21 protein-coding genes are annotated in these 26,193 nt (G+C 63.1%); 17 read left to right on the forward strand and 4 right to left on the reverse strand.

Annotated features, from left to right (window positions below; translation table 11 throughout):
- The first annotated feature begins 1 nt into the window (after position 1).
- A complete protein-coding gene (locus JQ641_RS12390; protein WP_211996255.1) occupies positions 2 to 838 on the forward strand; it encodes a transglutaminase family protein in 837 nt (278 codons plus the stop codon).
- A gap of 113 nt (positions 839 to 951) precedes the next feature.
- Here JQ641_RS12390 and JQ641_RS12395 read toward each other — a convergent pair whose 3' ends face one another.
- Positions 952 to 2,520 carry an ABC transporter substrate-binding protein gene (locus JQ641_RS12395; RefSeq protein WP_349628544.1) on the reverse strand — a complete coding sequence of 523 codons (1,569 nt, stop codon included), beginning with the start codon at positions 2,518 to 2,520 and terminating at the stop codon, positions 952 to 954.
- Positions 2,521 to 2,669: 149 nt separating this feature from the next.
- Between JQ641_RS12395 and JQ641_RS12400 the strand changes: the two genes are divergently transcribed.
- Positions 2,670 to 3,482 (forward strand): class I SAM-dependent methyltransferase, encoded by an 813-nt coding sequence (locus JQ641_RS12400; RefSeq protein ID WP_211996257.1) that lies wholly within the window; start codon positions 2,670 to 2,672, stop codon positions 3,480 to 3,482.
- Between the two features lie 131 nt (positions 3,483 to 3,613).
- Positions 3,614 to 4,618: an AI-2E family transporter gene (locus JQ641_RS12405; RefSeq protein WP_211996258.1), complete on the forward strand. Its 1,005-nt coding sequence runs from the start codon at positions 3,614 to 3,616 to the stop codon at positions 4,616 to 4,618.
- Positions 4,619 to 4,631: 13 nt separating this feature from the next.
- Here the strand turns inward: JQ641_RS12405 and JQ641_RS12410 are convergent, their stop codons facing one another.
- Complete coding sequence (locus JQ641_RS12410; protein ID WP_249150378.1) at positions 4,632 to 6,425, reverse strand: metallophosphoesterase family protein; 1,794 nt, start codon at positions 6,423 to 6,425, stop codon at positions 4,632 to 4,634.
- A gap of 956 nt (positions 6,426 to 7,381) precedes the next feature.
- Here JQ641_RS12410 and glsA point away from each other — a divergent pair.
- The 7 genes from glsA to JQ641_RS12445 all read left to right on the forward strand — a co-directional run bounded on the left by glsA (position 7,382) and on the right by JQ641_RS12445 (position 14,500).
- On the forward strand, positions 7,382 to 8,380 hold the full coding sequence (glsA, locus tag JQ641_RS12415) for a glutaminase A (protein ID WP_211996259.1): 999 nt from the start codon (positions 7,382 to 7,384) through the stop codon (positions 8,378 to 8,380).
- Between the two features lie 72 nt (positions 8,381 to 8,452).
- Entirely contained in the window at positions 8,453 to 10,105 is a 1,653-nt protein-coding gene (locus JQ641_RS12420) for an MFS transporter (RefSeq protein WP_249150379.1), read from the forward strand.
- 483 nt (positions 10,106 to 10,588) lie between these two features.
- Positions 10,589 to 11,152 carry an HdeD family acid-resistance protein gene (locus JQ641_RS12425; RefSeq protein WP_211996260.1) on the forward strand — a complete coding sequence of 188 codons (564 nt, stop codon included), beginning with the start codon at positions 10,589 to 10,591 and terminating at the stop codon, positions 11,150 to 11,152.
- A 13-nt stretch (positions 11,153 to 11,165) separates the two neighbouring features.
- Positions 11,166 to 11,366, forward strand: a complete 201-nt coding sequence (locus JQ641_RS12430; RefSeq protein ID WP_211996261.1) for a hypothetical protein — start codon at positions 11,166 to 11,168, stop codon at positions 11,364 to 11,366.
- A gap of 29 nt (positions 11,367 to 11,395) precedes the next feature.
- On the forward strand, positions 11,396 to 12,763 hold the full coding sequence (locus tag JQ641_RS12435; RefSeq protein WP_249150380.1) for a metal-dependent hydrolase family protein: 1,368 nt from the start codon (positions 11,396 to 11,398) through the stop codon (positions 12,761 to 12,763).
- Positions 12,764 to 12,963: 200 nt separating this feature from the next.
- Entirely contained in the window at positions 12,964 to 13,722 is a 759-nt protein-coding gene (locus JQ641_RS12440; protein ID WP_192734068.1) for a proteasome-type protease, read from the forward strand.
- Between the two features lie 13 nt (positions 13,723 to 13,735).
- On the forward strand, positions 13,736 to 14,500 hold the full coding sequence (locus tag JQ641_RS12445; RefSeq protein WP_211996262.1) for an SDR family oxidoreductase: 765 nt from the start codon (positions 13,736 to 13,738) through the stop codon (positions 14,498 to 14,500).
- A 176-nt stretch (positions 14,501 to 14,676) separates the two neighbouring features.
- Here the strand turns inward: JQ641_RS12445 and JQ641_RS12450 are convergent, their stop codons facing one another.
- Positions 14,677 to 15,900, reverse strand: coding sequence for an MFS transporter (locus JQ641_RS12450; protein ID WP_211996263.1), 1,224 nt, complete (start codon positions 15,898 to 15,900; stop codon positions 14,677 to 14,679).
- 193 nt (positions 15,901 to 16,093) lie between these two features.
- On the opposite strand from JQ641_RS12450, the gene JQ641_RS12455 reads away from it, so the two are divergent.
- The 3 genes from JQ641_RS12455 to JQ641_RS12465 all read left to right on the forward strand — a co-directional run bounded on the left by JQ641_RS12455 (position 16,094) and on the right by JQ641_RS12465 (position 18,695).
- Positions 16,094 to 17,344, forward strand: a complete 1,251-nt coding sequence (locus JQ641_RS12455; RefSeq protein ID WP_211996264.1) for a NupC/NupG family nucleoside CNT transporter — start codon at positions 16,094 to 16,096, stop codon at positions 17,342 to 17,344.
- Positions 17,345 to 17,486: 142 nt separating this feature from the next.
- Positions 17,487 to 17,666, forward strand: a complete 180-nt coding sequence (locus tag JQ641_RS12460; protein ID WP_211996265.1) for a hypothetical protein — start codon at positions 17,487 to 17,489, stop codon at positions 17,664 to 17,666.
- Between the two features lie 270 nt (positions 17,667 to 17,936).
- Positions 17,937 to 18,695: a phosphatase PAP2-related protein gene (locus JQ641_RS12465; protein ID WP_211996266.1), complete on the forward strand. Its 759-nt coding sequence runs from the start codon at positions 17,937 to 17,939 to the stop codon at positions 18,693 to 18,695.
- A gap of 91 nt (positions 18,696 to 18,786) precedes the next feature.
- Here JQ641_RS12465 and JQ641_RS12470 read toward each other — a convergent pair whose 3' ends face one another.
- Positions 18,787 to 19,854 (reverse strand): glycosyltransferase family 4 protein, encoded by a 1,068-nt coding sequence (locus JQ641_RS12470; protein WP_211996267.1) that lies wholly within the window; start codon positions 19,852 to 19,854, stop codon positions 18,787 to 18,789.
- 288 nt (positions 19,855 to 20,142) lie between these two features.
- Here JQ641_RS12470 and JQ641_RS12475 point away from each other — a divergent pair, with 288 nt between their 5' ends.
- The 4 genes from JQ641_RS12475 (at position 20,143) to JQ641_RS12490 (ending at position 26,141) form a co-directional block, all read left to right on the forward strand.
- Positions 20,143 to 21,906: an ABC transporter ATP-binding protein gene (locus JQ641_RS12475; protein WP_211996268.1), complete on the forward strand. Its 1,764-nt coding sequence runs from the start codon at positions 20,143 to 20,145 to the stop codon at positions 21,904 to 21,906.
- A gap of 84 nt (positions 21,907 to 21,990) precedes the next feature.
- Complete coding sequence (locus tag JQ641_RS12480) at positions 21,991 to 24,192, forward strand: amylo-alpha-1,6-glucosidase (protein WP_211996269.1); 2,202 nt, start codon at positions 21,991 to 21,993, stop codon at positions 24,190 to 24,192.
- A gap of 89 nt (positions 24,193 to 24,281) precedes the next feature.
- Positions 24,282 to 24,794 (forward strand): PRC-barrel domain-containing protein, encoded by a 513-nt coding sequence (locus JQ641_RS12485; protein ID WP_211996270.1) that lies wholly within the window; start codon positions 24,282 to 24,284, stop codon positions 24,792 to 24,794.
- Between the two features lie 12 nt (positions 24,795 to 24,806).
- Positions 24,807 to 26,141, forward strand: a complete 1,335-nt coding sequence (locus JQ641_RS12490) for an MFS transporter (protein ID WP_349628551.1) — start codon at positions 24,807 to 24,809, stop codon at positions 26,139 to 26,141.
- Positions 26,142 to 26,193: the final 52 nt, after the last annotated feature.

Raw genomic sequence — 26,193 nt, forward strand, 5'->3', positions numbered from 1 at the left:
CATGCGCCTGCGAATTGCCCATACCACCAGCTATCGCTATGAGCCCCCGGCCTCGGGGGTGATCCAGATCCTGCGGATGACGCCCGGCAGCCATGACGGGCAGTATGTCGCCGAGTGGCAGATCGACGTCTCCACCGATTCCCGGCTCGACATGCACCAGGACGCGTTCGGCAATGTCACGCATGTCCTGACTCACGGGCCGCTCGCCGACCTCACCATCAATGTCGAGGGCCTGATCGAGACCCACGACACCGGCGGCGTGCTGCGCGGCACCGACGAGCGCTTCCCGCCGAGCCTGTTCCTGCGCCCCACCGCGCTGACCGAAGTCAATCCGGCGATGGCGACCTTTGCCCGCGAGATGCGTTCGGAATCGGGCGACGACGTGCTCGGCTTCCTGCATGCGCTGATGGTGCAGATCAACGAGCACATGACGTTCGACGAGGACCCGACCAACAGCGGCACCTCGGCGGCGGAGGCCTTCGCTTTGAAGCGCGGCGTGTGCCAGGACTACGCGCATATCTTCATCGCCTGCGCGCGTTCGGGCGGCGTGCCGGCGCGGTTTGTCTCCGGGCATTTCCTGCGCTCCGACGGCACCGTCAACCAGCAGGCCGGCCACGCCTGGGCCGAAGCCTTCGTGCCTGATTTGGGCTGGGTCGGTTTCGACGCCGCCAACGGCATCTGCACCACGGACGCCCACGCCCGCATTGCGATCGGCCTCGACTATCTCGGCGCGGCCCCGGTCCGCGGCACCCGTTATGGCGGCGGCAACGAGACGCTGACGGTTGCGGTCAAGGTCGAGCAGGCCGGGCGATCAGGGCAGTGGCAGAGCCAGTCGTAGTCTCTACGGCCCTCATCCTGAGGAGGCCGCAAAGCGGCCGTCTCGAAGGATGGCCACGGGCCTCATGGCTCGAGACGCGCGAAAGACGCGCTCCTCACCATGAGGGGTGACATTCAGCGATCCAGCCACACATCCTCGAACCGCAAATTATTGTACTGGCTGTTGTCGTGCGGCTTGAAGTTCTTCACATGGGGCTGCCAGCAATTTCCGGCCGATGAGTGCAGGATGATCGGACGCGCGGCGTCGTCGACCAATATGCGCTCGATATCCCAGACGATCTTCCGGCGTTTTTCCTTGTCGAGTTCGCGCGACTGCGCCGCCAGCAGCTTGTCGACTTCGGCATTGCAGTACTGGGTATAGTTGCGCTCGGACTTGCACGAATAATTCTCGACGATGTTGCCGTCGGGATCGTCGACGCTGACGCCGGTGACGTTCAACCCGATCGTAAAATCCTTTTTCGCCAGCCGCGCATACCATCGCGGCGTATCGAGGATGTCGAGTTCGCCGACGATGTAAATCTTCTTGAGCTGGTCGGCCAGGATCACCGCGGGGTCGCGGTAGGTCGGCAGGTTCCGGGTCTGAATCTTGATCGGCAGCGGTTTGGCGTCGCTGTAGCCGAGCTTCTGCATGATCGCCTGGGCTTCCGCGACGTTCCTGGCGATGTCAGGGCCATAACCCATCAGCGACGACACCATTTCCGGCGACATGCCCCATTCGCCCTCGGGCTTTGCCAGCATCGCCCCGCCGAGCCGCGCGTTGCCCTCCATCAGGATGGTATTGAAGGCTTTGCGATCGAGCGCCAGCGACATTGCCTTGCGGATGTCGGGATTGTCGAACGGCGGGTTGACGCGATTGACCAGCAGATTGATCTGGGTGCCGGTGCCGGTCATCTCGCAGATTGCGTTCGGCGCCCGCGCCTTGATGTCCTTCAGCAGGGGAACGCTGACGTCGGAAGGAAAGGTGATGTCGTAGTCGCCGGTCGAGAATGCCAGCATCCGCGTGGCGCGGTTGTCGATCGTGCGCACCGTGATCTCGTCGAGATAGGGACGGTCCTTCTTGAAGTAATCCGGATTGCGCACGACGTGCATTGACTCGCCGCGTTTAAATTCGACAAACTTGAACGGTCCGGTGCCGATCGGCTTGCTCCGCATCACAGCCTGCGGCACGTGACAGGGGTAGACGGCTGAAAACGCGCTCGCCAGCAGCACCGGCAGGCTCGGCTGCGGCTCGCTCAGTTCGAACGTCGCCTCATGGTCGCCATTGATGCTGACGTCCTGCAGCTTGGTGTACCAGACCTTGCGCGGGTTGCGCCTGAAATCCTGGTTTTCGGTCTTGCCGATCAGCATTCGCCAGGTGCACTGCACATCTTTCGCCGTGAAGGGTTGGCCGTCGTGCCACTTCACGCCCTGCCGCAGCTTGAAGGTCAGCTTGGTGTTGGTCGTGTCCCAGGACCAGCTTTCGGCCAGATCCGGGATCACGGTCTCCATGCTCTCGTGCGGCTTGGCCGGATCGAACACGACCAGATTGTTGAACACCGCTGCAAACGGCAGCACCGAAGCAATGGTTGCTTCTTCCAGGAGTGACGTGCTCGGCGGATTGTCGTTGTGATAGAGCCGCAACGTGCCGCCCTTCTTCTGTGCGGCTGCAGGACCTGCGGCGCATAGCGCAATGCACAAGAGCACTGGGAAAGCGAATTTCAACCTGCCGGAGCAAATGGCGCGCAATTTCCGCCTCCCAGAATGTTTTCTTTTTTCTTTAGAGCTGTCAAAATCTATAGGGCCGCGAGACAAGACTGCAAGCAAAACCACCATGCGCAACGCAGGAGACCGCGATGTCGGAAACCGACAAGCTGTTCGCAGGCTCGATCCCGGAAAACTATGATCGCCATATGGTTCCGTTGATCTTCGCGAGCTACGCGCGGGACATGTCAGAACGCGTCGCCGCGTTGGCGCCGAAGTCCGTGCTGGAAACCGCGGCCGGCAGCGGCGTGGTCACGCGCGCCCTGGCGCCAATACTGTCGCCCGATGCCAGATACGTCGTCACCGACCTCAATCAGCCCATGCTGGACTATGCGAAATCAAGACAAGGCGCGGACAACCGCATCACCTGGCAAAAGGCGGATGCGCAGGCGCTGCCGTTCGAGGACGCCGCGTTCGATCTCGTCTGCTGCCAGTTCGGCGTCATGTTCTTTCCCGATCGCCCGTCCGGCTGCCGCGAAGCCCGCCGGGTTCTGAGGCCAGGCGGAAGTTTCCTGTTCAACGCCTGGGATCGCATCGAGGAGAATGTGTTCGCGAACGACGTCACCGACGCGCTCGCGACGTTCTTTCCAAACGACCCTCCCCGCTTCATGGCCCGCACGCCCCACGGCTATCACGACACCGCGCTGATCCGCAGCGATCTGGCGAAAGCCGGCTTTACCGACGTGACGATCGAGACAAGGGCAGCGCAAAGCCGCGCTCCCTCTGCCCGCCACGTCGCGCTGGCCTATTGCCAGGGAACCCCGCTGCGCAACGAGATCGAAGCGCGGGCTCCGGACCGGCTGGAAGCCGCAACCGACCATGCGGCCTCGCTCATCGCTACCAGGCACGGCAGCGGCGAGATATCGGCCAAGATCCAGGCCCATATCATCCTCGCCCGGATCTAGCCTTCCCGACCTGATTCAAAGCCTCGTGTCACCCCACCGGTGCATGCCACCCCCTTGGGTAATTGGGATTGGATGCCTTCTCTGAAATTCGCTACTAGTTGTCCGCCGGTAATAAGCCTAGCAGGCGTCGCATGAAGTTCGCGGTCGGAATCATCGCAGTGGTGCTGCTGGCGGCCGCTCTCAGGCAGGCGAGCGCGGTGTTCGCGCCTTTGGCGCTGGCGCTTTTCATCATCGCGATCGTCTGGCCGCTGCAGAGCCGGCTGCAGGCAAAAATGCCGAAACTGCTGGCATTGGCGCTCACCATCGTGGTCACGATCGTGGTCTGCCTCGCTTTCGCCTCGCTCGCGGCCTGGGGCTTTGGGCGGGTGGGACGATCACTGATGGCCGATACGGTGCGCTATCAGGCGCTCTATGGCGCCATGGTGACGTGGCTCGACGGCCATGGCGTCTCCGTTGCCGGCTTGTGGGCCGAGCATTTCAACGTCGGATGGCTGATGCGCACAACGCAGTTCGTCACTGGCCGCGTCAACACCACGCTCAGCTTCTGGGTGATTGCACTTGTCTATGTCGTGCTGGGACTTCTGGAAGTAGAGGATGCCAGACGAAGGATCGAGACGCTCGGCAAGCCCGAGGTTGCGCGCGTACTGCTCGACGGCAGTGCGGCGACCGCGGCCAAATTCCGGAAATACCTCCTGGTTCGGACGCAGATGAGCGCCATCACCGGCCTGCTCGTCGGTGCGTTCGCCTGGATCACCGGATTGCCGTTCGCGCTGGAGTGGGGCGTGATCGCCTTCGCGCTCAACTACATTCCCTTTATCGGGCCCTTCATCGCAACGCTGTTTCCCACCCTGCTGGCGATGACGCAATTCGAGAGCTGGCAAGCGGTTCTTGCCCTCTTCGCGTGCCTCAACATCATCCAGTTCGTGGTCGGCAGTTATGTTGAGCCGCGCGTTGCCGGCAGCATGCTTTCGATATCGCCTTTGGTGGTGTTGTTCGCGATCTTTTTCTGGACTTTTCAGTGGGGCCTGTTCGGAACCTTTATCGGCGTGCCGATCGCGCTTGCGATCCTCACCTTCTGTGCCCAGCATCCGTCAAGCCGCTGGGTAGCCGATCTGCTCGGCGGATCGAAGCAATAAGGGCCGACAGAAGCTAACCGCCGGTGTCGCCGGCGATCTCGACGCGCTGCGGCGGGAGCAGACAGAGCTGCCCGCCCGAACCAGCAGCCAGCGTATGGATCAGAAAATGCGTCGGTTTGGCATCAGGGCCACCCATGACGGGCGACGGAGCAGAGATGATCTTCAGCGCACCGCAGGCGCCGATCCAGTCGATATGACGATGGCCGTGCATGACTACGGCCCGCTTCGCGAAAGGCCTGAGTTTGCGAACGAACCAGCTGCCGTTGACAAGCGCGGTTCCAATGCGTTCGGAAAAACTCGCAACCGGCATCGGATATTCGATCAGATGATGATGCAGCGCGACGATCCATTGCGCACGGGGAAGGCGACCCAGCACCGCCGCGAGCCGGCGCATCTGTTCTACGGAAACCAATCCGAGCGCATTGGTGAAGGAAAAATGCGTATCGGCGTTGGAGTTCAGGATCAGGACGCCTAATCCGTCTTCCCGATCGGGTGGCAACAGCATCGGAAACAGGTCGTCGAACAGCCCGACCAGCCCGGCGGCGCGGCGCAAGCCGCCGCGTTCGGCAAAGGCGGCGATCCGCTTTCGATGCGACGCCAGCGCCTCGTTGAGGGTGGCAACCGGCTTTCCCGCGTCGTCGACGACATGCACGCGTTCCCCCTGCACCGCCGCGACAGCCGACAACGTCCGCATCTGCCGCAGGCGCTTGCCGGGGCTGAAGGGCAAATCGAGCCGGGCCGGATTGGCGCGGTCGACGATGTTCACATCGTGATTGCCGGGCAACATGACCATGAGAGCCGCGAGGTCACGATGCAGCGCCACCACGTCGAGGAACTCGGCCCATTCCGTCGCGCGGCCGGCATCGGTCATGTCGCCGGTCACAAGGATGAGGTCGAGCGGGTCGACGGCATGGATCGCCGCAAGACGGACCATCAGCCGCGCAAGGCGCTGGTTACCGCGCGGGCCGCCACGTCCGCTCTCGATGCGGAAGCCATATCGCTCGCCGATCACGTGAAGGTCCGACAGATGCGCGACACGCCAGGTCCGGCAACCGGACGGCGCGGCGTCGAATCCGGGAAGATCGAGCGGCTGATCCATGGTGGCATCCGCAAAGCCCCAGACCAGCGACGCGAATGCAAGATAAGCCGATACCAGCATGACGGCGTTGGCCAATGTCGGAACGATCAGGCGATGCAGAAGCACAAGGTCCGGCACCGAACCGATCCACCGCGAGAACGGCCAAACGAGAATCGCGGCTGCCGCCGCACACAGGCAGAGCACAATGCCGGCGCCGGCAGAGCTCGCCGCACGCAGCCGTGCCCGCCCCGCCGCGTCAGCATTCCTGCCGAACGCCAGTTCCGCCAGATGCCGCAGCGCCTCGCGGCCAAACGCGTATCCGGGCTGGACGGCGAGCGCATTGAGCGACCAGAAATTTGTCTCAGCGGCCCGAAACAGCGGCCGCCATCCGAACCATCCGAGCGCGATGACCGCGACCAGCAGCAGCGCCGCGCCGATCCCGGTCAGTTCCAGAACGTGTTCGGATACGGAGGAAAACCAGGCCGTCGCGATCAGCGGCGCAAGGCCGAGCAGCACCGCCGGTAACAGCAGCGAGACGGTCCAGGCGAACAGCAATTTCGGCAGACTGATTTCAACCAGCAGACTGCCGGCGATCGCCAGCAGCGATCTCTGTCCGGGGCTGGACGCATCATCCTCGATATCGCCCTGGCGGGGATCGACCAGCGCCCCGCCTTGAGCGGGAGTTGAATCAGGTTCCGCGGTCGGCCGCGTCATGATCGGAGCGCGCATCTTGCATCCGCGATAGGAGTGCCTGCTGCTAACCGACGCTACCAGCGTCTCGGCGGAATACCAGCGCGCATCCGCTCCCCCGGTGCTGCTGCCCTGCCTCGCGGCACCCCATTCTATTTCAGCCGTCCGCTAGCCGGTATGCAGTTCGTGCCACCCGATAGCGTAATTTGTCACAAACTTTTGTAGCAAAGCACACACGCCGCCAACCCTTCCATGCGATCGCACAGCTAACATTGAGCGCCAGTGATCAAGTCCCGTATTACAAATTGCAGGGGAGACTTGCTATGCGCACAAAGCTTATCGGCACAGTGGCAGTTGCTTCAACCGCTTGTCTGGTCACGTTGAGCGGAAATGCCCAGGCAGAAATACTGATCACGACCGCCTCCATATCGCGAGGCGAGCTGGTTATCGCCGGGCGGGTCAGGCGACCGCGCGAACCCAAGGTGGAGATCAAGATTAGTCCGACCAAAACGCTGCAGATTGAGAGCACATCGACGGGCGGTTTCAGGTGGGTCGGAGCAGAATTCCCCTCCACTTGTATCGTGAAGATCACGTCAGGGCCGGATACCAGAGACGTGGTGATACAGAACTGCGGCCTTCCCGGACCTGCTGGGCCGCCCGGTCCAGCAGGTCCTCCCGGCCCCGCCGGGCCGAAGGGAAACTAGCAAGCTGCGGCGCACACGGACTGGGTCTTGAGGACTTCATCCCAGCATATGCAGTTTGTGCCATCGCGTTGCACGGATTTGCCACAACTTTTCACGACGAAGCGCACGTTGCGCAAACCAGTGCGGCAGGTTGTATGCTTGACTCCGTGCACTTACGAGCGCTTGTTTGTCGGGCCGAATAAAAAGAGCTGACAAGATCCCACGTGATCGGTTGCTCAATGAGCAACAAACGTTGCCGATGCCCCGGCGCCCACGAGCAGGATCGTACAAACAGGATTGAGGAGGAGTCCCATGGACTCGCCATCGATCACGGCACAAGCCGAGCGGCCATACATTTCGACAGGGCATCTGCCCGAGCCCGAGATGGTGCAGGAACTCGTGTCCGAAGCGCAGCGACGCTTTAAATCAAATACCGACGGCCAAAACTCGCAAGTCTATCCGGCGCTGGCCAGAATCCCCAGCGATCTGTTCGGTGTCTGCGTCGTCGGCACCAGCGGACGCGTCTATGCCGCCGGGGACACCGACTACGAATTCTCGATCATGAGCGTGTCAAAGCCGTTCGTATTCGCGCTGGTATGCGAGACGATCGGACCGGAAGAAGCGCGCGCCAAGCTCGGAGCAAACGCCACTGGCCTTGCTTTCAACTCCCTCGCCGCCATCGAGCACGGCGGCGGCCGGACCAATCCGATGGTCAATGCGGGCGCCATTGCAACGACGAGCCTGGCGTCGGGCACGACCGCGGATGAAAAATGGCAATTCATCCATGACGGACTGTCGCGTTTCGCGGGCCGAAAGCTGCCGCTGAATGAAGAGGTCTATGCCTCGGCGTCGGATACCAACTTCCGCAACCGCAGCATTGCGCGCCTGCTGCAGAGTTTCGATCGGGTCTACTGCGACGCAAAGGAAGCGACTGACCTCTACACCAGGCAGTGCTCGCTGAATGTCAGCGCCCGGGACCTCGCGGTCATGGGCGCGACGCTGGCTGACGGCGGCGTCAACCCCATCACCAAAAAACGCGTGGTCGATCCCGCTGTCTGTCATTACGCGCTGGCGGTGATGATCACCGCCGGACTGTACGAGACTTCGGGCGATTGGCTTTACGACATCGGCCTGCCCGGAAAGAGCGGAATCGGTGGCGGCATCGTCGCCGTTTCCCCGGGTAAAGGCGGCTTCGGAACCTTCGCACCCCCGCTCGACGCCGCAGGCAACAGCGTCAAGGGACAGCTCGCCGCAAAATTCCTGTCGCAGCGGCTGGGAATGGATCTGTTCGTGTCGCAACCGGAAGAATGAATCAGATGCCACAGGGATTGGGACGGGCCGCAAGACCCGACCGATCCGGAACCGAACAAGCCGGAGGACGCCATGGCAACGCACTCGATTTCAATCGGCGACATCCGCGAAGACGCGCAGGCGTCATGGGTGCCGATGATCGCCATTGCGTTCGGCCAGATGATCATGTCCTTCAACGTCGCTTCGCTGCCGGTCGCGATGGGGGGCATGGTGCAGAGCTTCGGCGTGCCGCCGACGACCGTCGCGACCGGCATCGTGGCCTATTCGATGCTGGTTGCCGGCTTCGTGATGCTGGGCGCGAAACTCGCCCAGCGGTTCGGCGCCGCTCAGGTCTTCCGCGCCGCCGTCGTCCTGTTCTGTGCCGCGCAGATCTTGATGACATTCAGCCCCACCGCGACCCTGATGATCACGGCCCAGGCGCTTTGCGGCGCGGCAGGGGCCGTGATCGTGCCGTCGCTGGTGGCGCTGATCGCCGAGAATTATACCGGGCGCCAACAGGCGACCGCCGTGGGTGCGCTTGGTTCGGCGCGGGCCGCCGCCGGCGTGCTGGCGTTCATCATTGGCGGCGTCCTCGGTACATATATCGGCTGGCGTCCGGCGTTCGGAATCCTGATCGCCGCCTCCGCCATTGTTTTCGTTTTGAGCTTCCGCCTCAGGCCCGACCACGGACGGCCGGACGTCCAGATTGACATCACCGGCGTCGTTCTGGCGGCAACAGCCATCATCCTCATCAGTTTCGGCTTCAATAACCTGAACGGCTGGGGCCTGGCGCTGGCAACGCCCAATGCGCCGTTCAACCTGCTTGGCCTTTCGCCTGCGCCGGTCATGATCGTTCTGGGTATCGTACTCGGCCAGGCCTTTCTGATCTGGACGCATCGGCGCCAGGCGGCCGGGAAGACGCCGCTGCTTGCCCTCGAGGTGATCGACTCGCCGCAGGAACGCGCGGCGGTCTACGGGCTGTTTGCCGTGGTCGCACTGGAGGCGGCGCTCAACTTTACTGTGCCGTTGTACATTCAAATCGTACAGGGCCGCTCCCCTCTCGCGACCGCGATCGCGATGATGCCGTTCAATCTCACGGTGTTCTTCACGGCGATGCTGATCGTCAATGTCTACGACAAACTGACGCCCCGCCAGATCGGCCGCTATGGTTTTGGGCTTTGCACGATTGCACTGGTGTGGCTCGCGTTCGTGGTGCGGAACGACTGGAGCGAGATTCCCGTGCTGTTCGGCCTCGTTCTGTTCGGTATCGGCCAGGGTTCGCTGGTCACGCTGCTGTTCAACGTACTGGTCACCGCCTCGCCCAAGTCGCTGGCAGGCGACGTCGGATCGGCGCGCGGCACCACGCAGAATCTCGCCGCGGCCGTCGGAACAGCCGTCGCCGGCGCGCTGCTTGTCGGCCTCTTGAGCGCGATCGCCGTCAGCAGCATCGCCGCAAATCCGGTACTACCCAAGGAGATACAGAGCCAGGTCGATCTCAACAACATCACATTCGTCAGCAACGAGCGCCTGCGGAGCGTGATGGAGAACACCACCGCCACGCCGCAGCAGGTGCAGGAAGCCGTGCGCGTGAACACGGAGGCGCGGCTGCGCGCGCTGAAGATCGGCCTGCTCATCATGGCCGGCCTCGCCTTGCTCGCGGTGTTCCCGGCCGGAAAGCTCCCGAATTACCTGCCGGGAGAAATCCCAAGTGACGACCCCGCGGTCGAAGGCGCGAAATCGACCTGATCCCCAATTGCGAGACGTGCGTTTCTCCGCGGAGAAACAATAACAAGGCGCTGGTCAAAGGAGTGAGCCCAATGGATGCAATCGAGCGTCGCAGCGTATTACGGGGCATTCTGTGTGTGGCCGCAGCCGCGGGTTTTGCCGCAACTTCGCTGCCGGCCGTGGTCGAGGCCATGCCCCTCGCGCCCCAGAAAGATCTTGGCAAGGACCTTGGCAGCAAGGATCCCGGCAGCAAGGAGGATGATCTCACGGTACGGGTTCAGGCCTCCACCCGCCGGCCGCCCCCGCGTCCTGACGTTCGTCCGCCGCGACGGCGGCCAATCCATCGTCGCCGCCGGCGCCGTTGGGTCTGTTATTGGCACCGCGGGCGCCGCGTTTGTGGCTGGCGATGGATATAGCCAATTTCAGAATGCTGACGCGAGCCGCGAGCGGCCGGCGCTGCGCCGCTCATTCGATCGAACGGGCTCTGAACCCGAGGAGGACGACATGACCACTTACGACGGTAGTTCACGTCTGCGCGCCGATGGCCTGTCCGCGCCACCATTCTGGATCTGCGTCCTCCTTGGACTGGTGATGATCGCCGCGGGAATCCTGGTGTTGGGTGACGTCGTGCTCGTGACCGTTATCAGCACGATGTTCATCGGCTGGATCTCGATCATCGCGGGCGCCTTCGAAGTGATTCATGCGTTCTGGACCAAGGGATGGGGCGGCTTCGTATGGCAGGTGCTGCTGGGCATTCTGTACATCGCGTTCGGCGCGGTGCTGGTGAGCCAACCGGTCGCCAGCGCCTTGATCCTCACCTATGTCCTCGGCCTGTTGCTGCTGGTATCCGGCATCGTTCGAGTTCTGCTGGGCTTCAGCCACTGGAAAGATGCGGGCTGGATCATGCTGTTGTCGGGATCGTTCGGAGTCCTGGCTGGTCTCGTGATTCTGACGGGATTCCCGGTGACCGGTCTCTGGGTGCTTGGATTTGTCCTTGGCGTCGACCTGATATCTCACGGCATCGCGTGGCTGGCATATGCGTGGTGGCCGTCGGCGAAAGCGGCATAAGGGAGTGGTCGCTATGGTTGCACGTGCTGACGAAGGATCGGTTTTTCTCGCGAAGAAGCTCGGCGGTCTGCTTCTGATCGTCCTGGGATGCGTGTTGCTGGTCGCAGGCATGAACCTCGAGTCAACGGCATTATCGTTTCTTGGCGTCCTGTCCCTGATTGCCGGCGTGATCTTCTGGGTTCTCAAGATCATCAGGCGCAATGAGAACAGATAACCAGATCAGATAACGGGGGATACGCGGCTATGAGAATGTCTGGCTTGAGAATATTGCCCGGCAGTTCCGTGCTGGCAGTTCTGGCTGCAATCGGGACGAGCTTCTCCGCCCCGCCCTCCGCGCAGGCCCAGCAAGCTGCATTATTTCAGAATGTCAGGATCTTCGACGGAAAGAGCGGTGCGCTTTCAGCGCCGTCCAACGTCCTGATCCGAGGCAACACGATAGAGAAGATTTCGACGGCCTCGATCGCGGCCGACGCTCAAACCGCAACGATCAATGGTGCCGGCCGCGTGCTGATGCCGGGCCTGATCGATGCGCATTGGCACGCGATGCTGATCCGCACGAACCCGGTAGAGGCGTTCGGTGACGTCGGCTTCAACAATCTGGTAGCTGGCGACGAAGCGACAGACACGTTGATGCGCGGCTTCACCACCATTCGCGACGTGGGCGGGCCGGTGTTTGGCCTCAAGCGCGCCATCGACGAAGGCATCGTCAAGGGCCCGCGTATCTATCCGTCCGGCGCCATGATCACGGTCACGAGCGGGCATGGGGATTTCCGGCAGCTGACTGATCTGCCGCGGACGATCGGCGGCATGCTTACCCGCATGGAGCAGATCGGCGGCGCCATCGTTGCTGACAGTCCTGACGAGGTTCGCGTACGCGTACGCGAACAGCTCATGCAGGGCGCCTCACAAGTCAAGTTGACGGCGGGCGGCGGGGTGTCGTCCCCCTTCAGTCCGATCGACGTTAAGACTTTCACGGAGGCCGAAATGCGCGCCGCGGTCGAAGCGGCCGAAAATTGGGGGACATACGTCGCCGCGCACGCCTTTACGTCGACTGCGATCCGGAGCGCTATTGCGGCCGGCGCGAGGTGTATCGAGCACGGTTTTCTGATGGACGAGGCAACCGCAAAACTGATCGCGGACAAGGGTGTCTGGCTGAGCATGCAGCCACTGCCGGAGGGAATGAGGCTGGGCCTTCCGGAGGGTTCTGTCCAGCGAGCCAAAGCGGAAGAGGTCTGGCCCGGGATAGCCCGAGCCTATGAGATGGCGAAGAAATACAAGATCAAGACGGCGTGGGGCACGGATGTGCTGTTCTCCCGCGAACTGGCGCAACAACAAGGGGCAATTCTCGCCTCGCTTACCCGTTGGTACACCCCTGCCGAAGCGCTGATCATGGCGACATCGACAAACGCCGAACTGCTTGCCATGTCCGGGCTTCGCAATCCTTATCCCGGCAAGCTCGGTGTAGTGGAAGAAGGCGCGCTGGCCGACCTGCTGCTGGTGGATGGCAACCCCGTCGAGAACATCAAGCTGATCGAAGACCCGGCAAAGAATTTCGTCGTCATCATGAAGGACGGGAAAATCTACAAGAACCTCCTTGTCGGTGGTAAATAGAACGACGGAGGCGTGTCGTTGGGTTCGGTTCGCAGCACCGATCAAGCGCCGATCGAGCCCTCGTTCCGCGCAGCCACCCTTTCAAGGCGTCTTTTTACCCATCCAGCGCATGCCACGGCCTGGGGAATTGGGGTTGGATGCCCCCGAAAAATTGGCTACTAGTGCCCCGCCGGTAATTCGGACGGTTTCGGGGACGTGGAATGACCTATTGTTGCGGAGTGCTGGTACGGGACGGTCTGGTCATGATCGCGGATACCCGCACCAATGCCGGCCTCGACAACGTCTCGACCTTTCGCAAGCTGCACATTTTCTCAAAACCGGGCGAGCGGATCATGGCGATCGCCAGCGCCGGCAATCTGGCGATCAGCCAGTCGGTGCTGTCCACCCTGACCGAGGGCATCGAGGACCCGCACTCCGGCGAGGTCGAAACGCTGATGAATGCGCCGACCATGTTCCAGGCCGCCCAGCGCATCGGGCGCGCCATCCGCAGCGTCCACGCCACCGAGGGCGATGCGCTCCGGTCGGAAGACGTCTCTTTCGACGTCTCGTTCCTGTTCGGCGGCCAGATCAAGGGCTCGCGGATGCGGCTGTTCATGGTCTACACCGCCGGCAATTTCATCGAATGCACCACCGACACGCCGTACCTGCAGATCGGCGAGCACAAATACGGCAAGCCGGTGCTCGATCGCGCCATGCATTATGACGTCGAACTGTACGAGGCGCTGAAGACCAGCCTGATCTCGATGGATTCGACGATGCGCTCCAATCTCGGCGTCGGCCTGCCGATCGACGTGCTGGTGGTGCGCGCGGATGCCTGCGAGGCCGACCTCAATCACCGCATCGAGGCCGGCGAGCCCTATTTCCACGATCTGCGTTCGCGCTGGTCGGCGGCGCTGCGCGCGGCGCACCAGAATATTCCAAGACCACCCTACAAGTCAGAAACAGAAACAAAGAAGTAAAGGCGAGGAAACAATGGCCGAAGCAGCAAACAAGATCGCAGTCGTCACCGGTGCGGGCACCGGCGTCGGACGCGCGGCATCGCTAGCGCTGATGAATGCCGGCTTCACCGTGGTGCTCGCAGGGCGCCGCATGGAGATGCTGGAAGAGACCAAGAAGCTCGGCGACAATGTCGGCAAGAGCCTGTGCGTTTCCGCCGACATGACGAGCCCGGCCTCGATCGCCGCGCTGTTCGACAAGGTCAAGGAAACCTACGGCCGGCTCGACGTGCTGTTCAACAATGCCGGCATGGGCGCGCCGCCGGTGAACTTCGAGGATCTCAGCCTCGAGCAGTGGCAGGCGGTGGTGAACACCAACCTCACCGGCCCGTTCCTGTGCACCCAGCACGCCTTCCGCATCATGAAGGACCAGAACCCGCGCGGCGGCCGCATCATCAACAACGGCTCGATCTCCGCGCACGCGCCGCGGCCGTTCTCGTCGGCCTACACCTCGACCAAGCACGCCATCACGGGCCTGACCAAAGCCACCAACCTCGACGGCCGCATGTACGACATCGCGGTCGGCCAGGTCGACATCGGCAACGCCGCAACCCCGATGACCGACCGCATGGTCGCCGGCCCCGGCGTGATGCAGCCCGACGGCACGATGAAACACGAGCCGCGCATGGATGCGAAGGCGGTCGGCGATGCCGTCGCCTACATGGCCGGCCTGCCGCTGGATGCCAACGTGCTGTTCATGACGGTCATGGCGACCAAGATGCCGTTCGTCGGGCGGGGCTAGGCTCTCTCGTGACTCGGGCATAGCGCGGCACCCACGACTGTCATCCCCCGCGAAAGCGGGGGATCCAGTACGCCGGGACATTTCGGATCGATCGCAACTGCCGCGGAGTACTGGATCGCCCGGTCGAGCCGGGCGACGACACTGAGTGTGACGCGAGACGTCTGCTACGCGGCCCCCTACTCCAGCTTCTCCACATCCCGCAGCGTCGGAAACAGCTTCATCCACAATAGCGCGATCGCTATCGTGCCGACGCCGCCGAGCACGGCCGCCGGCATCGCGCCGAACAGTGCTGCGGTAACGCCGCTCTCGAACTGGCCGAGCTGGTTTGAAGCATTGATGAACAGGAAATTGACCGCGCCGACCCGGCCCCGCATTTCGTCCGGCGTTGCGAGCTGCACCAGCGAGAAGCGGATCACCACGCTGACGACGTCGGCGGCGCCCAGCACCACCAGCGCCAGCACCGACAGCCACATCCAGTGCGACAGCGCAAACACCACCGTCGCCATGCCGAACACGATCACGGCCTGAAACATCCGTATTCCGACGCGGTGGTTGATGGTGTGGTGCGCCAGGAACGCGGTCATCAGCAGCGCGCCGATGGCGGGCGCGGCGCGCAGGATGCCGAGACCGAGCGGGCCGGTCTGAAGGATATCGCGCGCATAGATCGGCAGCAGCGCCGTGGCGCCGCCGAGCAGCACCGCGAACAGATCGAGCGAGATGGTGCCGAGGATAGCCGGGTTGTTGCGGACAAATTTGACGCCGGCAAAGATATCATCCGATGTCGCGGCATCCCGCACCACGGCCGGCTGTATCAGCCTGATCGCGCCCACGATTGCGGCGCCGAACAGGAAAAACGCGGCCATGCCCCCGTAGGCCGCGCTTGGCGCGAGGGCGTAAGCCAGCCCACCCAGCGCGGGACCGGCAATGGTGGCAATTTGTGCCGCGCCGCTCGAAACCGCGGTGGCGCGCTGCAGCGAGCCTTTCGGCGCGATCAGCGGCAGCAGCGCGGCCAATGCCGGGCTTTCGAAAGCGCCGGCTATGCCGAGCACGAAGGACGCGATGAATATCTGCGTCACTGTGAGGAAGCCCGCATAGGCGCCCCAGGCCAAAAACAGCGCCGTCAGCCCCTCGGCGATCTGGCAGAGTCGCACCACCCGTTTGCGTTCGTAGCGGTCGGCGGCATGGCCGGCCACGAACAGAAACAGCGCTGTGGGGAGGAACTGAACCAGTCCGATCATGCCGAGATCGAACGCGCTGCCGGTCATGTCGTAGACCTGCCAGCCGATGGCGACGGCCCCGATCTGGCTGGCGAAGCGCGACAGGCTGCGCGACAGCAGAAACGACAGGAAGGATGGATGCCTGAGCAGATCGCCGGCGCCGACCGGCATCAGGGAAGACATGGTGAGGCCGGTATCCTGCTTTCGAAGCGTGAGCCGTTGCCCGGGTCCGCTCGCATTGTTGTTGATTACGCCGTGAACGACCCTGATCCCCCTGTCAATGCCCACGGGCTGCCAATGCCAGGCGGCGACGGGCTGCCCGGCATTGCGCTTGCAAGTCCCCCGCTGCCATAATCGACCGGGGGACTTTGGGATCATGCTGCAACTGCAATCGGCTTTCGGCGTGCTGGCGTTGCTGGGAATCGCGTGGGCGCTCGGCGAGAACCGCCGCGCGGTGTCATGGCGGCAGATGGCGGTCGGGCTTGCGGTTACCGTGGTCACCGCGCTGGCGCTGCTCAAGCTGCCGCTGGTCGCAAAGGCGTTCAGCGCCGTCAATGACGCGGTCAATACCATCGCGGCGGCGTCCCGCGCCGGCACCTCCTTCGTGTTCGGCTATCTCGGCGGCGGCACGCTTCCTTTCGACCTCAAGGCGCCGGGCGCCGATTTCATCCTGGCGTTTCAGGCGCTGCCGATCATCCTCGTCATGAGCGTCCTGACCACGTTGTTGTTCTACTGGCGGGTGCTGCCGCCGATCGTGCGCGGCATGGCCTGGCTTTTGGAACGCACGCTCGGCGTCGGCGGCGCGGTCGGCCTTTCCGCCGCCGCCAACATCTTCCTCGGCATGGTCGAGGCGCCCCTGTTCATCCGTCCGTACCTTTCGCAACTCACCCGCAGCGAATTGTTCATGGTGATGACCGGCGGAATGGCGGGTATCGCCGGCACCGTGCTGGTGCTCTACGCTACGTTTCTGGCGCCATTGATCCCGGATGCGGCGGCGCATTTCGTCATTGCCTCGGTGCTCGGCGCACCCGCGGCGATCCTGATCAGCCTGATCATGGTGCCGGAAACTTCCGACAAGCGAACCGGCGGAATGCTGGCGAACACGGATACGGAAGTGAAGAGCACCATGGACGCGATCGTCAAGGGCACCACGTCCGGGCTGGAGCTGCTGCTCAACATCGTCGCGATGCTGCTGGTGCTGGTGGCGCTGGTCTATCTCGCCAACGCCATCCTCGGCCTGTTGCCCGAGATCGGCGGCGCCAAGATTTCGCTGCAGCGGCTGCTCGGCTATCTGATGGCGCCGGTATGCTGGCTGCTGGGCCTGCCGTGGCCGCAGGCGATCACGGCGGGAAGCCTGATGGGCACCAAGACGGTGCTCAACGAGTTGATCGCCTATGTCGATCTATCGAAGCTCGGTCCTGATGCGCTCGATCCGCGGTCGCGGCTGATCATGCTGTATGCGATGTGCGGCTTTGCCAACTTCGCCAGCCTCGGCATCATGATCGGCGGCCTCGGCACCATGGCGCCCGACCGCCGCGAAGAAATCAACGCGCTCGGGCTGAAATCGATCGTGTCGGGCACGCTGGCCACCTGCCTGATGGGCGCGATCGTGGGGGTGATGAGCTAGGACGCGCACGCCACTTCATCGTTGGAATTCGTTGGGAGGTTCGCTGTGTGAGGCTCCTCACAGCGACAACGAGCCGCACCGGCTACTCCTGCGACCGTGAAATGACGGAACGGCCCTTCCCAAACGGTTCCAGGAGAGTCACATGCACAATCAAATCCGCGACCTTGGTCCAACGCACCCGAACAACGAACGCGCCAAACGTTCACTCATCGTCGTCGAGATGGAACTTGGCGAAGAGGAATTGTCGAACATATCCGGTGGCAGCTTGCATTTGTCGTGCGCGAAGGGACAGCATTTTGCGACGGGCAAGATCACCTGTTGAAAGCGGACGTCCCCATGCCGCTGATGCTGGTGGCGCTATCGCGCCAAATCGGTCGTGTCGGATACGCTGGCCACCTGCCTGATGGGCACAATCGTGGGGGGTGATGAGCTAACGGGTAGCGGCAAAAATCGACGAGGTGTGGCATAGTTCACATGCAGATACTTCGCCTCGCATTACGGTAACGCTGAAGTAAAGGATATCCAGCGGCCCGAGCGACGAAGCCCGCCGCACCTATCGTCGCCGACTACCGCGAACGGAGGCGCAGGGACAATGCAGGACACGATGCGGCTTTACCGCACGCTGTTTGGTACGCGCGCGTATGTCCGCTCGCTATGCGAAGGCGCCGCCTTTCTTTCTGCCAGCAGCATCGCGATCTTCGCCGCTGTCACCTATGCCACGGTCCATGCCAGCAACCACGTCACCGATTTTGTGCTGAGCCGCGTCGGGCCCTACAACGTCCGCTTTCTGTTCATCTACGGCACGTTCACGGCCTTCGTCATCACGGCGGGGCTGCTGGCCTGGCGGCCGAACCGGTTGCCGTTCGCGCTGAAGGCAACGGCGCTGTTCCTGGTGGTCCGCGCCGTCTTCGTGGCGCTCACCCACATGGCGCCGTCGCCGATCGATCCGCAGCAGCCGGCGCCGTTTTTCAACTCGATTTTTTACGGCGGCGACTTGTTCTTTTCCGGCCATACCGGCCTGCCGTTCCTCGCCGCGCTTGCCCTCTGGCACATCCCGCCATGGCGGACGTTCTACCTGGCACTGACCGTGTTCTTTGGCTCCGTCGTGCTGCTGGGCCATTATCACTATTCGATTGATGTGGTCGCCGCATTGTTCATCACCCACGGCGTCTTTCAGATGTCGCGCTGGCTGTTCGGCCGCGACTACGCGCTGTTTCGTTCCTCCGAGAGCCATGCCGTGCAACGGCCCAAGCGGGGCGTTCGCAAGCGGGTCGAAAAATGGGTCGAGGAGCACAGCCCAAAGCGCCCGACATTGATCCCCGTCGACGGAACCGCGCGAGCGTCTGAATAGTTCCGTGTTGCACGCCGCCGGTGAAGACTCCGACGATGGCACAGGCCATCGTCGGAGACGTCGATGGGCGTCCTCACGGAAACCGCCCTCTCTACTCCGCGCTGCTGACCAGTTTCATCCGCGGCTTCACCGCGTCGATCATGCCCTGATAGGTGTTGACATAGTCGAGCGCCATTCGGCGAGCCGTAAAGCGCGTCTCGAAATGCGTGCGAATGGCCTGGCGATCCAGCTCCCCCAGCCGCCCGACATCGGCGACCGCGCTGATTTCATCCTCGACGATGAAGCCAGTCTTGCCGTCGTCGATGATTTCAGGAACCGATCCACGGTTGTAGGCGATCACGGGCGTGCCGCAGGCCATTGCCTCGATCATGACGAGGCCGAACGGCTCGGGCCAGTCGATCGGCAGCAGCAGCCCGATCGCCCCGCTCAGGAAATCGGCTTTCTCGTGGTCCCCGATTTCGCCGATAAACTCGACCAGCGGATGATTCATCATCGGCTTGATGACCGCATCGTAATATTCCTGGTCCGCACGATCGACCTTCGCCGCAATCTTGAGCGGGATGCCGCAGCGGATCGCGATCCTGATCGCCCGGTCCACGCCCTTCTCCGGCGCGATACGGCCGAGGACGGCAAGATAGCTCGGCTTCACGGCCTGGGGCGTCAGCAGCTTCTCCGGCAGGCCATGATAGATGGTGTTGATGAAGTTCGCTTTCGGCACCGGCCGCCGCTGCGCATTTGAGATCGAAACAAGCGGAATCTTCGAGAATGTCGCGAACACCGGCTGATGCTCGGGAAGATCCAGCCGGCCGTGCAACGTGGTCACGAACGGCGTCGGCTGCCGCGCGAACAGCGAGAACGGATAGTAGTCGAGATGGAAGTGAAGAAAGTCGAATTCTTCATCGTCACATTTTTGCCGCACGCGCTCGAGCATCAGCATGTGAAGTGCGTTCGGATCCCGCACCGACCCGTCCAGCCTCAATGCCTTCGGCCATGTCGCATCCAGTTTGCCGGAAGTTCGGGAATCGCCGCTGGCGAATAGCGTGACCTCGTGGCCCAGGGCGACCAGTTCCTCGGTCAGCCAATAGACGACGCGTTCGGTGCCGCCATACAGCCTGGGCGGAACAGCCTCCGTCAACGGAGCAACCTGCGCGATGCGCATCCTAACAACCTCCTGATCGTGATTTTACTGTGAAAGCCCTCAACCCTCGTGGCGCGGCATCGCCAGAGCGGGAACGTTTACGCAGATGCGAAGTTCCCACATTGGTGCGCACTTCTCTCACACTGTCGTCTTGCTGATGCCATCACACGTGATCAGACTTCTTGAACAACCTTTGCTGCGAAATTGTTGTGCAGTTGAGGCGTTGCCGCGCCATTCGAATGACGGCCGTCGACAGGGTCGGGGTTCCGCCAGGATTTCCCGTTAATCTCCAACAGGTTTAGCAGACACATGGACAATCTATCGGGATACGCGAACCGACCATTCCCCTTTGTAATGCGCTATCTGCGCCGGCGGCCCGCGGCGCATCTGGTGATTCTGTTCACGGTGGTGGCAGCCGTTGCCTGCTCGGTCGGCACACAATACGGCGTGAAGTATCTGGTCGACGCCCTCGCCGCCGGACCTGCGCATGGCGGCGGTGTATGGCTGGCATTCGTTTTTCTCATAGCGCTGATTGGTTCCGACGTCCTGCTGTGGCGCATCGCGAGCTGGACAGCGAGCTTCACGTTCGTCGGCGTCACCGGCGATCTGCGCCGCGACATGTTCCGCCATTTGACCGGGCACGCCCCGAGCTATTTCATCGACCGGCTCCCGGGCATGCTGACAAGCCGGATCACGGCCACCTCCAATGCCGTATTCACGGTGGAGAACATGTTCGTATGGAACGTGTTGCCGCCCTGCATCGCCACAATTGTGGCAATCGCGCTGATTGGAACCGTCAGCCTGCCGATGGCGGCCGGCATGATCGTGATCGCAAGCGTGGTCCTGATCGCCATGTTCCGGATCGCCGCCGCAGGCAAGCCGTTACATGACGACTATGCCGACAAGGCCGCCGCCGTTGACGGCGAAATGGTCGACGTCATCAACAACATGCCGCTGGTGCGGGCGTTCTGCGGGCTCGACCATGAGCACAACCGCTTCGACAACACCGTCGACCGCGAACTGACCGCGCGGGGCCGCAGCCTGCGCTATCTGGAAAAGCTTCGGCTCACCCATGCCGTGATCACGCTGGCATTGACGGTGGCCCTGTTGTACTGGGCGGTCACGCTGTGGCAGAGCGGCCAGGCCACGACCGGCGACGTGGTGCTGGTCTGCACGCTCGGCCTATCCATCCTGCACGCGACCCGCGATCTGGCGGTAGCACTCGTCGATGTCACCCAGCACACGGCCAGGCTTTCGGAGGCGATCGCGACGCTGCTGCAACCGCATGAGCTGCGCGACCATCCCGAGGCCGAACCGCTGATCAAGAGCGGTGCCGCCATCGCCTTTGGGAATATCTCGTTTGGATATCCCGGCGGCGTCCAGGTGTTCGACAAATTCAACCTGAATCTCAAACCCGGGCAGCGCGTCGGCCTGGTCGGCCAATCCGGCGGCGGCAAATCCAGCCTGTTTGTGCTGTTGCAGCGCTTCTATGACGTCGACAATGGCAGCATCACCGTCGACGGCCAGGATATTTCGCGCGTCACCCAGCAAAGCCTCCGCGAAGCCATTTCGGTCGTGCCGCAGGACATCTCGATGTTCCACCGCACGATCCTTGAGAACATCCGCTATGGCCGTCCGACGGCGAGCGACGACGAGGTCCTGCGCGCGGCGATCGCGGCGCGATGTGACTTCGTCGAAAACCTGCCCGACGGCCTTGCCACCATGGTCGGCGATCGCGGCGTCAAGCTCTCCGGCGGCCAGCGGCAACGCATCGCGATCGCGCGCGCGTTCCTGAAGGACGCGCCGATCCTCCTGCTCGACGAGGCGACGGCCGCGCTTGACGGCGAGTCCGAGGAAGCGATCCGCGAGGCGCTCGGCCGCCTGATGCGCGGCCGCACCGTGATCGCGATCGCCCATCGTCTCGCCACGCTCCGGCATTTCGATCGCGTCGTGGTTCTCAGGGACGGCAAGATCATCGAGGATGGCCCTCCGGACCGCCTGATGCGCGAAACCGGTCCGTACCGGCAGCTCGTGACACAGGAAATGAACCGTCTCGCGGTCCACGCAGCCTGAAATCGCGGCCACGAATAGAGTACAGTCAGGTCGGCGTCGCGGCGCGCGGGGCGGTATCCGCAGGGGTTAAGATAGAGGTTACGCATGGCCACCAAAGCCAACGTCCAGCGGGCGGATGCTCCTCTCGCGGAGCAGATCACGGAATCGCCGTTCTACATTCCGATGACCGGCCAGGCCGCACGGCCGCGCCGCACCCTGAAGCATGACGATACGTTCATCGTCCTCGACAGCCACGGCGACATCGGCGCTTCCGCCGGTGGACCCGATGGATTGTTCAATGCCGACACCCGCTATCTGGCGCGGCTCGAGCTGTTGCTGAACCAGACTCAGCCATTACTGCTCGGCTCCAACCTGCGCGACGACAACTCCGCGCTGACGATCGACCTCACCAATCCCGACATCTATGACGGCGACCGGATCGTCCTGCAGAAGGATCTGATCCACATCGTACGCACCATCTTCCTGTGGCGCGGCACCGCCTATCAGCGGGTCGCCGTCCAGAACCATGGCGACCGGGCGGCACACATCGATCTGACCTTCCTGTTCGACAATGATTTCGCCGATCTGTTCGAGGTGCGCGGCGCGAGGCGCCCGCGCCGCGGCACCGGCACCAGCGAACTGCTCAGCCCCGCCGATGTCAGGTTCGAATATCACGGCCTCGACGGCGAGGCGCGGACGACCAATCTGCATTTCGACCCGCGCCCGACCCTGCTGGCGGTGAACAGCGGCAGCTATCATTTCGCGCTCGAGCCGCAGCAGCTTACCTCGGTATTCGTTGCGGTGACCTGCAACTATGCAGCGGAGCACCGGCCGGCGCCGTTCATGCACGGCCTGCTCGCGCATCGCCGCGAAATGCGCCGTTCGACCGCGGGCGCCGCCAGCGTCGAAACCTCGAACAGCATCTTCAATGAGGTGCTGTGCCAGTCGATGGCCGATCTCAACATGCTGATGACCGACACCGCGCATGGCCGCTATCCCTATGCCGGCATTCCCTGGTATTCGACTACGTTCGGCCGCGACGGCCTGATATCAGCGCTGCAGATGCTGTGGATCGATCCGCGCGTGGCCTGCGGCGTGCTCAAACGCCTCGCCGCGTACCAGGCCACGGCCGTCGATGCCCTGAACGATGCCGAACCAGGCAAGATCCTGCATGAAATGCGCGGCGGCGAAATGGCGGCGCTGCGCGAAGTGCCGTTCGCGCAATATTACGGCAGCGTCGATTCCACGCCGCTGTTCGTGTTGCTGGCGGGATTCTATTTCGAGCGCACCGGTGACGAGGACACGCTGCGCGAACTGTGGCCTGCGATCGAGGCCGCGCTGGCCTGGATCGACGGGCCCGGCGACCCTGATCGCGACGGCTTTGTCGAGTATCAGCGCGCGTCCGACCAGGGCCTCGCCAATCAGGGCTGGAAGGATTCCTTCGACGCGATCTTTCATGCCGATGGCCAGTTGGCCGAAGGCCACATCGCCCTGTGCGAGGTTCAGGGTTACGTCTTCGCTGGCAAACGGCTGGCGGCGCGTTGCGCGCGCCAACTTGGCTTTGCCGAGAAGGCGCGCAGGCTCGATGAGGAGGCAACGGAGCTTGCCATGCGCTTTGAGGAGGCGTTCTGGTGTCCGGACATGGGCACCTACGCGCTCGCGCTCGACGGCGCTAAGCGGCCGTGCAAGGTGCGGACCTCCAATGCCGGCCAGCTCCTGTTCACGGGCATCATTGGCGACGACCGTGCGCGCATGGTCGCCGCCGACCTGATGCGGCCGCGCTTCTTCACCGGCTGGGGCATTCGCACCGTGGCATCAGGCGAGTCCCGCTACAATCCGATGTCCTACCACAACGGCTCGATCTGGCCGCACGACAACGCGCTGATCGCGCTGGGCCTTGCGCGCTACGGCCTGAAACATTCAGTCGAACATCTGTTCAAGGGGTTGTTCGGCGCGGCGAGTTACATGGATCTCAGGCGGTTGCCAGAATTGTTCTGCGGCTTTCACCGCGAGCGGCGGTTTGGCCCGACGCTCTATCCCGTGGCGTGCTCGCCGCAGGCATGGGCGAGCGCGACGCCGTTCACGCTGCTGGAAGCTTCGCTCGGCCTGGAATTCGATGCGCGGGCCGGCGAAATCCGCCTGCGGAATCCGCGTCTGCCGGAATTCCTGAACGAGGTCGTGCTGCGTGACTTGCGGCTTGGCGATAGCAGCGTCGATCTTCGCCTGCGCCGTCACGGCGACGACGTATCGCTCGAAATGATGCGGACGCGCGGCCGCGTTCAGGTCTCGATCGTGTTGTCGCGCTGACGGCGATCGTATCGGCGAAAATGGATGGCGAAACCGGCTGTGGCCGGTTCGTCACCTCTGCGCAACCGTGAAGAGCTTCAGGAGACCGCATGCGTTCAGGGCAAAAGATCACGGCAGCCGTTCTGGTGTGGAGCGCGATATCCCTCGGCGCACTGGCGGTCGCGCAGGAACCAGACAAGAGCTCACCGGCCCCCGCCACACCAAGTCCGGCGGCAAAGAGCTCGCCGGATGCGCCGAAAGAACCGGTGCCCCCGCCTTCCGTCACGGTCATCCGCGCGGCGGACGCACGCGGGATTCTCGGACGCGATGTCCGCAGCACGGCCGGCGAGAACATGGGGCGCATCGTCGACGTGATCGTCGATCGCTCCGGAACCGTGCGCGCCGCGGTGATCGATTTCGGCGGCTTTCTCGGCGTCGGCAGCCGAAAGATCGTCGTCGACTGGAACGCACTCCACTTCGGACAAGTTACCAACAAGAAGGAAAGCATGACGCTCGAGTTGACGTTGGAACAGGTCAAGGCCGCACCCGAATACAAGGAAGATACGCCGATCGTGGTGCTTGGCGCCTCCGGCAGTCTGCAGCCGCTGCAATTCGACCACTGACGGAGGAGGAGAATTCCACTGTCCGCGCGCCCGAACCCATATCCCAAAGATTCTGGCAAAGATCTTGCCAAGGATTTTGCCGGTGAGACGCGGAGCGCGCCGTCCACCGATGAACGCGGCGACACGTCACCGCCGCCGGCATCGCCCGAGCCGCACCCTTCGGCGCAAAGCCAGCGCGGCCTCGACTGGTTCATCTTCTTTCTCGCCGACGTCCAGACCGGCTTTGGTCCGTTCGTCGCGGTGTACCTCACGACGCAGAAATGGACCCAGGTCGAGATCGGGCTGGTGCTGTCGATCGGCGGCATTGTCGGGCTGATCGGCCAGATGCCGGGCGGCGCCATCATCGACGCCGCCCGCAGAGAGCGGCTGGTCGCCGGTTTTGCGGTCGCAGCGATCGGGGTCGCAGCACTGGCCTATGCGGCATGGCCGATCTTTCCCGTCATCGCGGCGGCGGCGACATTGCACGCCATGGCGAGCTGCGTGCTCGGCCCGGCAATCGCCGCGATCAGCCTTGGATTGGTCGGACCGGCCGCGATCGGCGAACGGCTCGGGCGCAATGCGCGGTTCGCGTCAATCGGCAACGGCGTCGCCGCGGCGCTGATGGGGGCCTGCGGCTATTTCATCTCCAGCCGCTCGGTGTTTCTGGCCACTTTCGTTCTGGTGATCTTCACCATAATCGCGCTATCCCGGATCAAGGATCGCGAAATCGATCCGGAGCAGGCCCATGGCGCGATCGTCCGCGCCAAGCCGGATCCTGAAGCCACCAGCGTGCTGCATCTGCTGCGCCAGCGCCCGCTGCTGATCTTTGCCGGCGCCGTGATGTTGCTGCAACTCGCCAACGCCGCGATGCTGCCCTTGATGGCCGGCATCGTGACGACGCGTTCGACCCAGTGGGCGCCGGTGCTGATCGCGGCGTGCATCATCCTGCCGCAGGCGATCGTGGCGCTGACCTCGCCATCGGTTGGCCGCAAGGCCCAGCAATGGGGCCGAAGGCCGCTGCTGCTGATCGGCTTCACTGCCCTCGCCATCCGCGGCGTGCTGTTCGCAACCGTCACCGACCCCTACGCTCTGGTGGCCGTGCAATTCTTCGACGGCATCACCGCCGCGGTGTTCGGCGTGCTGATCCCGTTGACCGTCGCCGACATCGCATTCGGCAGCGGCCATTTCAACCTCGCCCAGGGCGTGGTGGGGACGGCAGTGGGGATCGGGGCATCGCTGAGTAATGTGTTGGCAGGCTATGTCAGCGACCAGTTTGGACACAGCCTGGCCTTCCTCGGCCTGTCCGGCATTGCCTGCGTCGGGCTTTGTCTGATTGCGTTCGTGATGCCGGAGACGAAGCGGGCGTGAGGACGGCTTGCGCCATTTTTCGTCATGCCCGGCCTTGTGCCGGGCATCCACG

The sequence above is a fragment of the Bradyrhizobium sp. JYMT SZCCT0180 genome (assembly GCF_018130165.1).
Taxonomy (GTDB): Bacteria; Pseudomonadota; Alphaproteobacteria; order Rhizobiales; family Xanthobacteraceae; genus Bradyrhizobium.

Excerpts from the sequence above, each read along its gene's own strand:
- JQ641_RS12390 (WP_211996255.1), top strand. The coding sequence starts at position 2 with ATGCGCCTGCGAATTGCCCATACCACCAGCTATCGCTATGAGCCCCCG.
- JQ641_RS12400 (WP_211996257.1), top strand. The coding sequence starts at position 2,670 with ATGTCGGAAACCGACAAGCTGTTCGCAGGCTCGATCCCGGAAAACTAT.
- JQ641_RS12405 (WP_211996258.1), top strand. The coding sequence starts at position 3,614 with ATGAAGTTCGCGGTCGGAATCATCGCAGTGGTGCTGCTGGCGGCCGCT.
- JQ641_RS12410 (WP_249150378.1), bottom strand. The coding sequence starts at position 6,425 with ATGCGCGCTCCGATCATGACGCGGCCGACCGCGGAACCTGATTCAACT.
- glsA (WP_211996259.1), top strand. The coding sequence starts at position 7,382 with ATGGACTCGCCATCGATCACGGCACAAGCCGAGCGGCCATACATTTCG.
- JQ641_RS12420 (WP_249150379.1), top strand. The coding sequence starts at position 8,453 with ATGGCAACGCACTCGATTTCAATCGGCGACATCCGCGAAGACGCGCAG.
- JQ641_RS12425 (WP_211996260.1), top strand. The coding sequence starts at position 10,589 with ATGACCACTTACGACGGTAGTTCACGTCTGCGCGCCGATGGCCTGTCC.
- JQ641_RS12430 (WP_211996261.1), top strand. The coding sequence starts at position 11,166 with ATGGTTGCACGTGCTGACGAAGGATCGGTTTTTCTCGCGAAGAAGCTC.
- JQ641_RS12435 (WP_249150380.1), top strand. The coding sequence starts at position 11,396 with ATGAGAATGTCTGGCTTGAGAATATTGCCCGGCAGTTCCGTGCTGGCA.
- JQ641_RS12440 (WP_192734068.1), top strand. The coding sequence starts at position 12,964 with ATGACCTATTGTTGCGGAGTGCTGGTACGGGACGGTCTGGTCATGATC.
- JQ641_RS12445 (WP_211996262.1), top strand. The coding sequence starts at position 13,736 with ATGGCCGAAGCAGCAAACAAGATCGCAGTCGTCACCGGTGCGGGCACC.
- JQ641_RS12450 (WP_211996263.1), bottom strand. The coding sequence starts at position 15,900 with ATGTCTTCCCTGATGCCGGTCGGCGCCGGCGATCTGCTCAGGCATCCA.
- JQ641_RS12455 (WP_211996264.1), top strand. The coding sequence starts at position 16,094 with ATGCTGCAACTGCAATCGGCTTTCGGCGTGCTGGCGTTGCTGGGAATC.
- JQ641_RS12460 (WP_211996265.1), top strand. The coding sequence starts at position 17,487 with ATGCACAATCAAATCCGCGACCTTGGTCCAACGCACCCGAACAACGAA.
- JQ641_RS12465 (WP_211996266.1), top strand. The coding sequence starts at position 17,937 with ATGCAGGACACGATGCGGCTTTACCGCACGCTGTTTGGTACGCGCGCG.
- JQ641_RS12470 (WP_211996267.1), bottom strand. The coding sequence starts at position 19,854 with ATGCGCATCGCGCAGGTTGCTCCGTTGACGGAGGCTGTTCCGCCCAGG.
- JQ641_RS12475 (WP_211996268.1), top strand. The coding sequence starts at position 20,143 with ATGGACAATCTATCGGGATACGCGAACCGACCATTCCCCTTTGTAATG.
- JQ641_RS12480 (WP_211996269.1), top strand. The coding sequence starts at position 21,991 with ATGGCCACCAAAGCCAACGTCCAGCGGGCGGATGCTCCTCTCGCGGAG.
- JQ641_RS12485 (WP_211996270.1), top strand. The coding sequence starts at position 24,282 with ATGCGTTCAGGGCAAAAGATCACGGCAGCCGTTCTGGTGTGGAGCGCG.